The organism is Bryocella sp. (assembly GCF_058498515.1).
Genome location: NZ_JBMHYI010000024.1, coordinates 220770 through 233378 on the forward strand (window position 1 = coordinate 220770; position 12609 = coordinate 233378).

The window sequence follows — 12609 nt, forward strand, 5'->3', positions numbered from 1 at the left end:
GCGCTACAAGAGTGCCGCAGCCGACGCGGAGGCGCCAGCGCTGGGACAACAGACCGTGTTGCGGAAAGCTCGCACGAGATAAGGGTAATGGGATTTCCGTGATATGGCAACGATGGAGCGCAATCAGGCGGCAACCTGCCCCGACATATCCACACCCTTGGCTTCCGGCCCGAGCGAGGTAATGAGCGCGACCAGCAACCCCACGATGAGCACCGTCCAGGCCATGGCGGGGCCCAGGTTGCCATGAAACAGATGTTGAGCCGCCTTGGCCTGGAAGACGCCGTTGCGCGACGACAGGAGGTTGCCCAGCTGGTAGGCCACTCCCGGCAGAATGGCGCGCACTGGTCCGGGCGATAACTCATTGAGGTGCACCGGGATCACTCCCCACGCTCCCTGCACCATGAACTGCATCAGAAAGCCGCCAGCGGCAAGCATCACAGCCGTGTGCGACCACGCCCACAGAGGGATCATCGGCACGGCCAGCAGCGCCGCGAACATGATCGTCTTGCGGCGTCCGATGCGCTCGGAGAGCGTGCCGCAGGTCATGCCGCCGAGCAGCGCGCCGAGGTTCCCAACCATCGCGACCAGCGAGATCACCGGCGCTGAGAGGTGGAAGTCGTGCTTGAGGAACTTTGGATAGAGGTCCTGCGTGCCGTGACTGAAGGACGTGAAGGCAAACATCATCACGATGAGGAAGAGAAACTTCGGAGAGTATCGCAGCAAGCCGCTTGCGCCTTCCGAGATCCGCTCCATCACTGGCTTCTGCACGGAAGCCAGCTTGGCTGCGCGGCCGGCCAGCCACGCGGGTGATTCGTCCACGGTAGCCAGCAGGGCCAGCACCAGCAGCGTAAGGCAAGCGCCGATGACAAACAGCATCCGCCAGCCAGCGGCGAAACCGGTGAGTCCAAGGTGCGCCACCGCCAGTGCGAAGATCCCGCTCAGCGCCGCAGCCAGCATGTTGCCGGTAACATAGCCCTCCTGCAGCAGACCGGAAAAGAAGCCGCGGCCTTCGGTGGGCAGCGACTCGAGCGCAAGTGCTGCTCCAACACCCCACTCGCCACCCATCGCGACTCCGAAAAGCGCGCGACAGACGAGGAAGATCGGCCAGGTGGGAGAGAAGGCGCTGGCCAGCTCAAAGATCGCGAAGCACGCCACGTTGATCATCAGCGTGGGCTTGCGGCCGATTCGCTCCGCCAGCAAACCGAAGAGCAGCGCTCCCACGGGGCGCATGGCGAGCGTCCAGAACAAGCTCTCCGCGACCGTCTCCAGCCCCACATGGAACGTGGTGCCGATCTGGTCGAGGCAGAAGGTGAGGATGAAGAAGTCGAGCGCGTCCAGTGTCCAGCCCAGAAAGCAGGCGCTGAAGACGCGCCGCTGCATCGACGTGAGCGCACGAAACGGAGCAAAGACCGAACGGCGCGGCGCATGACCCGAGGCGGTAGGAGAGTTCGATTGGAGGCTCAAGCCAACAGTCTACAGCGGGGCTGCAGATGCGCAAGTCTAGAACTTGGCGCGCATCGGCTGGCTGCCGGCCATCACTGGCACAGGCATCTGGTCCTGATCGTTCTGCAGAATCTTGTGGTGCAGGCAATAGAGCGCAAGCTCCAGGCGATCGCTGACGCCGAGCTTGTCGTACACCTTGCGCAGGTAGTTCTTGATCACCTGCTCGGTGGTGCCGATCTGGTACGCGATCTCCTTGTTGCGCATCCCGCGCGTGATGCACGCGATGATGGCAAGTTCCTTCTCGGATAGGCGCGGCGCCTTGTGCGGATCGGCAGCGGCCGAAGCCTGCGCGCGATATGCATCAATCACCCAGCCGATGGACTGGTTGTCGATCCACGTTTCGCCCGCGGCAATTTTGCGTACGCACTTGATGAGCAGATCCGGAGAAATCGAACGCGGCACCACGCCACGCACACCTTTGCGATAGAGCTCTACGGTTCCGCCCTCATCACTTTCGGCGACCTGCACGATCAGCTTGACCTCGGGAGCACGGCGCTGAAAGTTGACGATGGCATCGGGAATGCCGTTGATCAAGGCGCCTTCGAGCACAACCACGTCCGTTGGGAAGCGCTGCAGGGCGGCAAAGGTGTTTTCCAGCGTCTCAGACTGCGCAACGACGCGGATATCGTCTTCGAGCGCGAAGACCTTACGCATGCCCACGCGGTAGATCGCCTGTGAGTCCGCGAGGATCACACGAATTCCTGGCCGTGCATCGACCGCAAGCGTTCCGTCCTCGAATCCGTTGGCGCCTTGGATGTTCATGCGTGTTCAGCCTTTAGGGAGTACTCGTCGATGACCGCGGCAGCCATCTTCTTCTCCGGGATGTGCCGCACGATGCGGCCTTTGCAGTGCAGAGCCACATCCTCATTGCCACCCATGATGGTGGACGGCATCATCAGCTTGAACTCGACCCCTTCGCCGATAGCCGGGAGCTCTTCGGCGCGGAACAGCACGCCGTTGGCAGACACGTCCTCGGTCACCGCCGCGTATTCGCGGTCGGCGGTCTTCAGGACGATATCCAGATGCAGCGGGAAGCGCACAGCTGTGCGCACAGGATCAATATTCACCGCGTTTGCAGAAGTCGGCACATCTTCCCTCGCCCGGACAGACTGGGTTGCGCCCGGCATGGGGAGAATTCTACGCGACTGCTCCCCGAATGAAATGACTAGATTGGGGGACGTAACCCAGCCGATCCTCCCACCCAGGTGCGATCGCGATTGTAGTCCACCCCCATCATCAGCCCACGGCCCATGCGCACGAGACTGGTCATAGGAATCATAGACTTACCGTCCGGCCATGCATATAGGATGCGAACCTCCGCCTGCGTGAGCCCCTCCGGAGTGCGAATGACAGGTTCAAAATGGACCCGCTCCTGCAGTAGGTAATGCCGCCGCTCGGCTGTGGGAATCGCGGCCAGATCCTCATCGCTGGGCCCGAACTGGATTCCCTTGCCCGCAAACGAGTACAGCGGCTTGAAGACCCACTGGCTCCGATCCTCCGGAAGCCGGGCGCGACCTTCACCCGCAAACCACTCGTCGAGGAACACCGCGGCCGGCACCGCCGCGTGCCGCAGATGCGGGATGGCGAACTTGCTTATCTGGAAGTACCAGTTCGGATGCCCGGCCCACTCGACGTCGAGTTCATCGCGGTAGTCGAAGGGTAACTCGATTCCCTTCCGCTCCAGCTCATCGACGATGACCCGGTTGTAGATCCGCGCGATCGGGACGAGATCGCCAGTGACTTCGTCGCGGTAGAAGAGCTTCCGCCCCTGCTTCACCACCTTCGCCACATCGACGATGCGGATGCCGAGATGCTTCGCGTGCATCAGGAAGTCCGGCAGCGTCTTCTGCGTCTCTGGCTCGACCTCCATCAGCACCACGTTCTTCGGATCATGGCCAGCGACGATCACCTCGCGCAGGATCGCCCAGTAGCCCTCTTCGTCGAGATCGCCGAAGAGGTACTTTAGGGACGGATCGAGCCCAAAGACCTCGATATAGGCCTTCGCCAGCCCGGACTGATATCCGAAGATTGAGGGGAAGGCCTGCATCTCGACAAGCTTCGGTTCTAGCTCGCCGGCAGCGTTGCGCACCAGGCCGAAGTCCACCGTCATGAAGTGGGGATGCGCATTCTGCCCGGGCACGCGAAAGGCTTCAGGGATCGTCTCGCTGCTCGCCTGCATATAGGCCTGGTTGCCCAGCAGCTGCTCGGTGAGCTCGATACCCGTAGCTACCATCCGATCCAGCAGCTCGCCCGCAAAGAAGCAAGGCGTCTCGGCGATGCGGAACTCGATCTTCGTCCCTGTCTCGGTGCGAAGGCGTGCGATGAGCTCTCGGTACTTCGCCTCAGTGAAGCGCGCATTGAAGTCACTGCGGTACGGCTCAAGCATGGGCAGGTCCTGAAATTGTCCTCATCCTACAGGGCATCAGGCAAGGTTTCCCTCATACCTCGACGCCTGAAGGCCTCGCATCTCTACAACTCCACGCACTACGTTCTTACGCTTCGATCAGGAACGTTCCATCGCGCATGATCTGCTCTTCGCCATCCGGGCCGCCCAGCCAGATGTTGAAGCCCAGGCCCACCACATCGATGTGCGTCGTCGACTTCCATGGAGCGCCAGTGTGGTTGCCATAAGGATCGCCGAAGGCGATGTGGATGCCGGGAAACTTCTCGTCCTGCAGGATGTTCCCGATGACTTGCTTCACACCGATGTTGGTGCCGATGGCGAATTCTCCCACGCGATCCGAGTTCTCATCCGTGTGCGTGTAGGCCCAGAACTCGCGCTCCAGATCCTTGTTTTCACAGGCTACGGACACAATGCGGTTCTCTCTGATCTCGATGGTCAGCGGCGTGGCCTGCAGCAGGCCATAGCGCGCGCACAGGAAGTCGCCCACAACGCCATCCACCACGAAGCACCCATTCACCTCACCCGGCGAAGTGAAGCACTCGCCCCCGGGTAGATTTCCCCACTTCTCGGTCGAGATGATGCCCGAGGTCTTGAACCACTTGTAGTCCGGGTTCAGTTCGGCATGAATGTCGGTTCCAGCGGCTGTCGTCGCGCGCACGTACGTCGCCGCACGCACCTTGTCCAGCACCTTCTGGCTCAGCCGGTCGACGCGATTGAAGTCCGCGCGCATGCCCTCCACCATCACCTGCGGTGTGATGTTGACCATGTGCGCGTGGCGCATGTGGCGGCGGTTCACCACGTCGGTCATCTGCATGCGGCTGCCGAGTTCATTCGGCTGCACCTGCACAGCGAAGATGCTGACCTGCGAGCTCTCCATGTCCGCCAGAACTGGCGCGGGCATGTCCTTCACCGGGCGCGGCGCCAGCTCTTCGAGAACGAACGCGTTCCACACACACCTCACGGCCTCAAGCTCAGTCGCCAGCGCGGCTGCGATCTCGATGGTCGAGTTGTCCGCGATCAGCGTGACCTTCTCCGCAGGCTGCACGCGCAGGCAAGCGACGATGGCGTTACGCGCTCCCTCGCGAAAGGCCTCGGGAAACGCGAGTGCCAGAAGGTGATGGCCCTGGCGGTCGGCCGCCGCAATTTCCGGTACGGCCGGCTGCTGCGATGTCGGTTGTGCGCTCTGCGTGGCGTCCAAGGTGAAAGCTCCGGCGTTCTTCATCGATTCATCCCTTGTTCATTGTCCCGCAAAACTGCGGGCGGATGCATCGAAATTGCCCGATTTGCGGGCTATCGACGTAAGTCTTTGCTGCAAAAGGAGACAGCGCCGGTCAGAGCCCCGCGCGAGTCTCCTCGGCCATAAAATCGACGACCTGCTTGAGGTCCCCGGTCTCGCGCCACACCTTCAGCTGCCGGTCTGCGCCCGAACCCTGGCGCAGCATCTGCCGGATATAGCCGATGGCCTCTCGCGAGCCCAATTCATCGACCGCGTCATCGACGAAGGCCAGGTACTCGTGGATGAGGTCGTGCTCCGGCACCTCCTCCTGCTTGCCGAAGTCGATCAGCTTACCCTCAAGCCCATAGCGCACGGCGCGGAACTTATTCTCCATCAGCAGCGCGCGCGAGTAGCGCCGGAAGTCCATGTTGGCCGCATGCAGCTTCCACAGCTTGCATGCCGTCGCCTGGATCAGTGCGGCAATGGCAATCGACTCCTCCGCCCGCAGCGGGATGTCGCAGATGCGTACCTCGACCGTATTGAAGAACGGATGCGGCCGGATGTCCCACCAGATCTTCTTCGCGTTGTCGATGGTGTTGGTCTTGATGAGCAGGTTCACATACGCTTCGAACTCCGAGTACGTCGCGAACTCATCGGGGATGTTGGTCCGCGGGAAATTTTCGAAGACCTTCGCACGATAGCTCTTGTAGCCCGTCTCCATTCCCAGCCAGAACGGCGAATTCGTGCTGAGCGCAAGGATATGCGGCAGGAAGTAGCGCATCGAGTTCATCACCCGGATCGCCGACTCGCGGTCCTCGATGCCCACGTGAACATGCAGCCCGAAGATGAGGTTCGAGCGCGCAACCAGTTGAAGATCCTCAACCACCTTGGCATAGCGCGGATCAGGATAGATCTCCTGCTCGCGCCAGTCAGCGAAGGGATGCGTCGCTCCAGCAACCAGCACCAGGCCATGCTCCTCGGCGAGGCGGATCATGTTGCGCCGCAGGTCGTAGAGATCCTCGCGCGCCTCTTCGATGTTGTGACAGACGCGCGTGCCCACCTCCACCACCGACTGGTGCATCTCGGCCTTCACGCGCTCCTCCAGCCGCAGCTTCCCATGCGCCAGCATCTCCGTCGCCACATGCGACCGAAGATCGCGCGTCACCGGATCGATGGTCTGGTACTCCTCTTCAATGCCAAGCGTGAAGCTGGGTCGCATCGTCCGTGCCCTCAGTGTTTGCCACTATACCTGCGGAGCGTTCTTTGCAGCCTTCATAGCCTTCTTCGACACCTTCTTCACGCTCTTCTTGGCCACCTTCTTCACCGGCGCAACAGGCGCCGTTCCCGGCTCGCCCTTCAGGAACCCTGCCCACGTAAGTTCCTTCATCGCAGGCGAAGGCTTCTGCGCGCACTTGATCGCAAGCTTCGCCACTTTGTCCACGATCCACTCGAAGTTCTCTTCGCCCACCGAGACGCGATCAGCATCGGGTGCGGGATTCATGAAGTCGATGGCATAGGGTATGCCATTCTCCACCGCAAACTCGACCGTGTTGAGGTCATAGCCCAACGCGCGGCACAGCTTCAGAGCATCGCGCTCCACGCGCTTCAACAGCTTCGGATCGTACGGCGGAGGGTTCTGCACGTAGCGCAGATGGTGCGGCTGGCGTGGATCGTACGGCATGATGCGCACGTCTTCCTGCCCAACCACATAGCAGCGGAAGTACTCTTTGAAGTTCACCGCGGCCTGCAGCGTCATCGCGAGGTCACGTGTCTGGTCGTAGGCGCAGAAGAACTCATCGCGGTTGTGCACGTGGAAGACATCGCGCCAACCTCCGCCATCATGCGGCTTGAGGAAGGCCGGGAACTTGACGTAATCGAAGATGCCATCCCAGTCCAGCGGGAACTGCAGGTTGCGCAGGCTGCGCTCCGTGATCTGCGGAGGAAACTGCTTGTGTGGCAGCAGCACCGTCCGCGGCACGGCCACTCCCAGGCGCGAGGCCAGTGAGTAGTTGAAGAACTTGTCGTCGGCGGACCACCAGAACGGATTGTTGATGATCTGCGTCCCGGTCAGCGCGCAGTTCTTCAGCCACGCGCGATAGAACGGCATGTCATGCGAGATCCGGTCCACGATCACCGCATAGGGAGAAGGCTCGGCCATCTTCACGCCGCCCACTTCGCAAAACTCAGCTCGAATCCCTTCGATGTTCATGGAGTTGATGCGCTCCACCAGCGCACCGGGAAAGGTATTCTCCATGCCGAACAACACGCCGATCGTCTTCATTGAACCCCCAAAAGCGAGCTGTTAGCCATTAGCTCTTAGCTAAAAGCTAATGGCTAACAGCTCGGTTGTGCTTTACAGATACACCTGCGCCATCCGCTGCCACCACGACCAGTCGTGGCCGGTATTGTCTCCCCACACATCCAGCCGAACAGGAATTCCTTTGGCCCGCATCGCCGCGGCCATGCGCTCATTGTCGTTCCAGCACTGGTCGTGCACGCCGGTCGCGAGCACGTAATTGTTGTGCCGCATGCGCTCCAGCCGGTGGTGATCGTGCAGATTCGGCACGTAGTCCAGAGGAAGGTTGAAGTACACGTTGTCGTCGTAGTGATGGCCCAGGAAACCCAGGGCGCGAAGGTCGAACGCCCCGCTCATCGACAGGAAGCCCGTGAACAGGAACGGGTGCTTCAGCGCGATGTTCACCGCGTGGTAGCCGCCGAAGCTGCACCCCAGGCTCACCAGGTGAGGCGCGCGATTGACCTGCCGCACCAGCGGCACAACATCGTGCAGAATGTAGTTCTCGTAGTTCACATGCCGGGCGGCGCGCCAGTCCGCGCCCACGCCGCGGTTGTACCAACTCTCCGCATCCACTGAGTCCACGCAGAACAGCTGCAGCCTGCCAGCCTCGATCTCATCCGCAACCGCGCCCACCATGCCGCGATCCTCGAACTCGAAGAAGCGCCCCTGCGATGTGGGGAAGACGATCGCGGGCAGCCCATGATGCCCGAAGACGAGCATCTCCATGTCCCGTCCCAGGTCGTGGGAGTACCACTTGTGGTAGTCGCGCCTCATCGGTGAGCGGTCTCTCTCTGGTAGTCTGAGGCCTGACAGGCCCGTCGGGTTGTGTTCGTGCCGTGGAGGCATCCAGTCCGCCACCCGCACCGCAGACCCCGCCCGCCAGCAGGACTTCAGACCTGCGCGACTGAAACCTCCGGACAGGATACGAAGGCGCTTTTGGATTCGACAGTGCAGGAATCATCGCTTCAGGCTGGGGCACACGCTCCTGACGGTAGCTACCCTGAGGAGGCCCCGAACCTGCTCCCACTCTCCCCAAAGCCCGGCGTTTCTGACGCGCTGGATCGTCATGAGCTTGACGATAATCCGCGCTACCAGATCTTCCAGCTGAACTCCAGCATCCTGGATAACGAGCGTCTGGTCCGGGTCTATCTGCCCGAGGCCTACCTACTCGAGCCCGAGCGCCGCTTCCCCGTCTTCTACCTGCACGACGCCCAGAACCTCTTCGATCCGCGCACCGCATACCTCCGCGGCCACACTTGGCGCGCCCACATCACGGCGGACCGCCTGACACGCGAGGGCCGGATGCGACCCACCATCCTTATCGGTCTGGACAACGCCGGCATCCGCCGCATGTCCGAGTACACCCCCACGCGTGATCCGATGCGTGGCGGCGGCGAGGGCGACCTCTACGGCCGTCTGCTCGTGGAAGAGTTGATGCCACGGCTTGCAGCCCGCTTCCGTGTGCTGGACGGCCCCGCGAACACCGGCCTCGGAGGCTCGTCGCTCGGCGGTCTGATCTCGCTGGCCCTCGGGCTCGAATACCCGCAGGTCTTCGGGCGTCTCGCGGTGATGTCCCCCAGCCTGTGGTGGAACAACCGTAGCGTCTTCGAGTGGCTTGCACGGCGCGTGCCGTCGCGGACGTCCCGCATCCGGCCACGCTTTGCTCCTCCGCTCCCGGAGTTCCCGCATCCCCGTATCTGGCTGGATATCGGCACCCACGAAGGCATGCGCCACGTCCGCGATGCCGACATGCTGCACCGCCGGTTGCTCGATCGAGGCTGGCGCGACGGCGTCGAGGTGCGCTACCTGAAGGTTCCCGGCGGCCTGCATAACGAGGATGCCTGGGCAGCTCGTTTTGACCAGATGCTGGAGTTCCTCTTCCCTGGAGATGAGGCATAGATTCGCGGGGTTTTAACCTTCCAGATATCGTCCTGCGACCGGGACAGCTTTGGAGTTTTCCTCCGTCCTTCGCATTTTGGTGCAGCCACCGCATTGCGGTGCGGCCTAAAATTCGAGATACTTAAGCGTTCGGGCTGGCAAAGCCCTACTGAGTTGTCGCAGACCGCGATGCCTTCCAGATGGCCGGCTTCCTGAACAAACTTCAGATTCGAACCTTGAGAGGAAATTCTCCGTGTTGATGATTCGTTTGGCGCGCGTTGGCGCCCGTAAGCAGCCGCATTACCGCGTCGTTGTGATTGAAAAGGACCGCGCCCGCAATGGTCGCTCGGTCGAGGTGGTGGGCACCTATAACCCCCGCACGGAGCCGGCCAGCGTTCTCTTGAAGCGCGACCGTATCGATTACTGGGTTTCCAACGGAGCACAGCTCTCGGAGACCGTGGGCAAGCTCCTGGCCAAGTACGCGCCGGCCGAATCGACGGTGGCCGCAAGCTAGCCTAACTTTAGTAATGGTTACTTGCGTCTCTGTTGACCAGAAATGTCAGTGCCTAAAGTTTCCCATGAGCTCAGGCCCTTCGCAGATTATCCTCACGTAGACTCGCCGCTGAGAAAAGTCGTCAGTGTTCGTTGTTGCCTTTTGAACCAATTGACCGGGATCGTTCAGGATCGGTAGTCAACCTCATGCCAATAGGCATCGGGATCTGCTCGCAATCATGAGAAGCAGACCCGGGATGGTTTGAAACGCTACCCGAGATTTACCCGAGGTGTGTATCAGTGACTGAGACATCGAGTCCCATGGATCTTGAAACGGCAGCGTCCGAGATGCGGGCTCTCATCAGCGAGATTGCCCGTGCTCTCGTAGACAATGTAGAAGCCGTTTCCGTGGAGACATTTACCGAGATCGACTCAACCGTGATCCGGCTCCGTGTGGCGCCGGAAGACATCGGCAAAGTGATCGGCAAGCAGGGCCGTACGGCACGGTCCCTGCGCACCATCCTCAGCGCGGCGAGCATGAAGTTGAAGCGCCGCTTTGCCCTCGACATCGTCGAAGTCGACCGCCCTGGCGGTCGTCCCTTCGTGGATGACGAGGACTAGGGCTTCGCGCTTCGGCGCAGGCGACAATTCGTGGAACCTTCTGTAGCGTCTTGGATCGCTGTGGTTCGTCTGCTGCGTCCGCAGGGCCGCCGCGGAGAGCTGCTGGCCGATCTCCTGACGGATCAAACCGACCTTCTGACTCCGGGTCGCGAGCTCTGGCTCGCGAAGCCGGGAGCGGAGGCACCTTCCGATCTCACATCTCCTCGAACGCTCGAAGAGGCCTGGGAGCCTACCGGCCGCAACGCCGGACGCTGGGTGCTGAAGCTCTCAGGCTGCGACTCCATCAACGACGCCGAAGCTCTCGCAGGCCAGGAGCTGCTGCTCCCAGCATCGGAGATCCCTCCTCTCGAGGAGGACACCTACTTTGTCCGAGACCTCGTCGGCTGCGACCTCTACGACGGCGAGATCCGCATCGGCTCCGTAGTCGGGATCGAGTTCCTTATCGGCTCTGACGGCAAACGTGTCGACGACGCGGCCCCTCTTCTCGCGGTGCAACTGCGGCAGCCGGAAGCCGAAAGTGCTGTAGTAGCCGATCAGCCTTCGTCTGCAACTGATTCAGCACGCGAAACTTCCGATCCGGAGCTGATTCCGTTTCTGCGCGCATGGTTGGAGTCCGTCGATCTCGAAGCTCGCCGCATCGTGATGCATCTGCCCGCGGGGCTGGTAGATTCGGACGACTAGTTCGCCGTCCTGCTGTGCTGCACTTCCTGCCCTTCCAGACTCCCTCAGCCTGCTACAGACTCCGCCACCATGCGCTTTGACCTGATTACGATCTTCCCAGAGTTCTTCGGCTCGCCAGCTGCGGGCAGCGGTGTTTTCGCGTTTGGTGTGGTCTCGCGCGCCTTTCGTGACCAGATTGCCGAAATTGCTGTGCACGATCTTCGGGCCTTTACCCACGACCGTCACCGAACCGTCGATGATCGCCCCTTCGGGGGTGGCGAGGGCATGGTCCTGAAGCCAGGCCCGATCGCAGAATGCCTGCAGCATCTTGGACTTACAGCCAAAACCGAACGTGACACCACATGGGAGAGAGTCATCCTGCTCTCCGCTCAGGGACAGCGCTTCACCCAGGCCAAGGCCCGCGAACTCGCGCAGCTCGATCGCATCGTCCTGATCGCAGGCCGCTACGAGGGGGTCGACGAGCGCATCGTGGAGCTCTTCTGCGACGAGGAACTGGCCATTGGAGACTATGTGCTCTCAGGCGGGGAACTGGGCGCGGCCGTCATCGTCGACGCCGTCACCCGTCTGCTGCCCGGGGTACTGGGCCATGCCGACTCCAGCCGTTTCGAGAGCTTCGGCGAGGGAGATGCCGGCGAACACAAGACCGAGGGCGGCGTTCCGCGCTCGACCCACGGTGCCGGAGGCATCCTCGACTACCCGCACTACACCCGGCCTGCACAATTTCTTGGGCTGGAGGTTCCGGCTCCGCTGCAGAACGGCGACCACCTCGCGATCCGCCGCTGGCGGCGCGAGGCAGCACTCAGCAAGACCTTCAGCAATCGTCCCGACCTGCTTGCACAGGCGGAGCTTAGCGACGAGGACCGCAAATTCCTGACGAAGCTGGGTTGGCGTGGATCTCTAGGCGGCTCTTAGCTCTCGAGGAACCACCCTGCGGGGTGCCAGAGAGCACCACGGGTTCGGCGGGAGCTCGCAGCTACCACAAACCGGTGGAAAACCTCCGCAAAGTCACCAAAGTTGCTGTAAACTGAATCCTGCGACTTCAAGCAAGGATTCCCCCTATGTCTATCCATCCCATCATGCAGAAGCTGGCCGACAAGCTCCAGCGCACCGACCTCCCAGAATTCGCCCCGGGCGACACCGTCCGCGTGCAGGTGAAGATCAAGGAAGGTGACAAGGAGCGTCTGCAGGCGTTCGAGGGCATGGTCATCGCATGCAAGAAGGGCCCCCATGGCTGCTTCACCGTTCGCAAGATGAGTTTCGGCCAGGGCGTCGAGCGCATCTTCCCTTACAACTCCAAGGTCGTTGACAAGGTCGAGAAGGTCCGCAGCTACCGTGTGCGGCGTTCGAAGCTCTTCTACCTGCGTGGTCTCCGCGGCAAGGCCGCTCGTCTGCGCGAGGTCGATCGCAAGGCTTAGTCCCCTGCCGCAATCGCGGCCGGCAAGACACAAGGAACAAGAGAGGCGATCCCGCAAGGGATCGCCTCTTTGCTTAACCGGCTTCGACGACGAGACGACCCCA

14 protein-coding genes are annotated in these 12609 nt (G+C 61.6%); 6 read left to right on the forward strand and 8 right to left on the reverse strand.

The genetic code is table 11. The annotated features are described in order from the left end of the window. Positions 1-123: 123 nt before the first annotated feature. The 8 genes from AC5E6W_RS07875 to AC5E6W_RS07910 all read right to left on the reverse strand — a co-directional run bounded on the left by AC5E6W_RS07875 (position 124) and on the right by AC5E6W_RS07910 (position 8193). Complete coding sequence (locus AC5E6W_RS07875) at positions 124-1464, reverse strand: MFS transporter (protein WP_491751724.1); 1341 nt, start codon at positions 1462-1464, stop codon at positions 124-126. Positions 1465-1500: 36 nt separating this feature from the next. Then, positions 1501-2265 carry a response regulator transcription factor gene (locus AC5E6W_RS07880; protein WP_491751725.1) on the reverse strand — a complete coding sequence of 255 codons (765 nt, stop codon included), beginning with the start codon at positions 2263-2265 and terminating at the stop codon, positions 1501-1503. Further along, entirely contained in the window at positions 2262-2591 is a 330-nt protein-coding gene (locus AC5E6W_RS07885) for a PilZ domain-containing protein (RefSeq protein WP_491751726.1), read from the reverse strand. Before AC5E6W_RS07885 ends, AC5E6W_RS07880 begins: the two co-directional genes overlap by 4 nt. Positions 2592-2668: 77 nt before the next feature. Next, the gene (locus AC5E6W_RS07890) at positions 2669-3889 is read right to left on the reverse strand and encodes a hypothetical protein (RefSeq protein WP_491751727.1); all 1221 of its coding nucleotides are present in this window, start codon (positions 3887-3889) and stop codon (positions 2669-2671) included. Between the two features lie 106 nt (positions 3890-3995). Next, on the reverse strand, positions 3996-5129 hold the full coding sequence (locus AC5E6W_RS07895) for an aminopeptidase (RefSeq protein ID WP_491751728.1): 1134 nt from the start codon (positions 5127-5129) through the stop codon (positions 3996-3998). Positions 5130-5238: 109 nt separating this feature from the next. Next, on the reverse strand, positions 5239-6342 hold the full coding sequence (locus tag AC5E6W_RS07900) for a carboxylate-amine ligase (protein ID WP_491751729.1): 1104 nt from the start codon (positions 6340-6342) through the stop codon (positions 5239-5241). 24 nt (positions 6343-6366) lie between these two features. After that, positions 6367-7404 (reverse strand): ATP-grasp domain-containing protein, encoded by a 1038-nt coding sequence (locus AC5E6W_RS07905; protein ID WP_491751730.1) that lies wholly within the window; start codon positions 7402-7404, stop codon positions 6367-6369. Between the two features lie 72 nt (positions 7405-7476). Further along, positions 7477-8193: an esterase family protein gene (locus AC5E6W_RS07910; RefSeq protein WP_491751731.1), complete on the reverse strand. Its 717-nt coding sequence runs from the start codon at positions 8191-8193 to the stop codon at positions 7477-7479. A 174-nt stretch (positions 8194-8367) separates the two neighbouring features. On the opposite strand from AC5E6W_RS07910, the gene AC5E6W_RS07915 reads away from it, so the two are divergent. The 6 genes from AC5E6W_RS07915 to rplS all read left to right on the forward strand — a co-directional run bounded on the left by AC5E6W_RS07915 (position 8368) and on the right by rplS (position 12506). Continuing rightward, on the forward strand, positions 8368-9318 hold the full coding sequence (locus AC5E6W_RS07915) for an alpha/beta hydrolase (RefSeq protein ID WP_491751732.1): 951 nt from the start codon (positions 8368-8370) through the stop codon (positions 9316-9318). 238 nt (positions 9319-9556) lie between these two features. Further along, positions 9557-9811 (forward strand): 30S ribosomal protein S16, encoded by a 255-nt coding sequence (rpsP, locus tag AC5E6W_RS07920; protein ID WP_491751733.1) that lies wholly within the window; start codon positions 9557-9559, stop codon positions 9809-9811. Positions 9812-10110: 299 nt separating this feature from the next. Continuing rightward, entirely contained in the window at positions 10111-10410 is a 300-nt protein-coding gene (locus AC5E6W_RS07925; protein ID WP_491751734.1) for a KH domain-containing protein, read from the forward strand. Between the two features lie 30 nt (positions 10411-10440). Beyond that, entirely contained in the window at positions 10441-11091 is a 651-nt protein-coding gene (locus tag AC5E6W_RS07930) for a ribosome maturation factor RimM (protein WP_491751735.1), read from the forward strand. Positions 11092-11160: 69 nt separating this feature from the next. Then, entirely contained in the window at positions 11161-12003 is an 843-nt protein-coding gene (gene trmD, locus AC5E6W_RS07935; RefSeq protein WP_491751736.1) for a tRNA (guanosine(37)-N1)-methyltransferase TrmD, read from the forward strand. Positions 12004-12149: 146 nt separating this feature from the next. Next, positions 12150-12506, forward strand: coding sequence for a 50S ribosomal protein L19 (gene rplS, locus AC5E6W_RS07940; RefSeq protein WP_491751737.1), 357 nt, complete (start codon positions 12150-12152; stop codon positions 12504-12506). Positions 12507-12609 lie beyond the last annotated feature (103 nt).

Excerpts from the sequence above, each read along its gene's own strand:
- AC5E6W_RS07880 (WP_491751725.1), bottom strand. The coding sequence starts at position 2,265 with ATGAACATCCAAGGCGCCAACGGATTCGAGGACGGAACGCTTGCGGTC.
- AC5E6W_RS07890 (WP_491751727.1), bottom strand. The coding sequence starts at position 3,889 with ATGCTTGAGCCGTACCGCAGTGACTTCAATGCGCGCTTCACTGAGGCG.
- AC5E6W_RS07895 (WP_491751728.1), bottom strand. The coding sequence starts at position 5,129 with ATGAAGAACGCCGGAGCTTTCACCTTGGACGCCACGCAGAGCGCACAA.
- AC5E6W_RS07900 (WP_491751729.1), bottom strand. The coding sequence starts at position 6,342 with ATGCGACCCAGCTTCACGCTTGGCATTGAAGAGGAGTACCAGACCATC.
- AC5E6W_RS07905 (WP_491751730.1), bottom strand. The coding sequence starts at position 7,404 with ATGAAGACGATCGGCGTGTTGTTCGGCATGGAGAATACCTTTCCCGGT.
- AC5E6W_RS07910 (WP_491751731.1), bottom strand. The coding sequence starts at position 8,193 with ATGAGGCGCGACTACCACAAGTGGTACTCCCACGACCTGGGACGGGAC.
- rpsP (WP_491751733.1), top strand. The coding sequence starts at position 9,557 with ATGATTCGTTTGGCGCGCGTTGGCGCCCGTAAGCAGCCGCATTACCGC.
- AC5E6W_RS07925 (WP_491751734.1), top strand. The coding sequence starts at position 10,111 with ATGGATCTTGAAACGGCAGCGTCCGAGATGCGGGCTCTCATCAGCGAG.
- trmD (WP_491751736.1), top strand. The coding sequence starts at position 11,161 with ATGCGCTTTGACCTGATTACGATCTTCCCAGAGTTCTTCGGCTCGCCA.
- rplS (WP_491751737.1), top strand. The coding sequence starts at position 12,150 with ATGTCTATCCATCCCATCATGCAGAAGCTGGCCGACAAGCTCCAGCGC.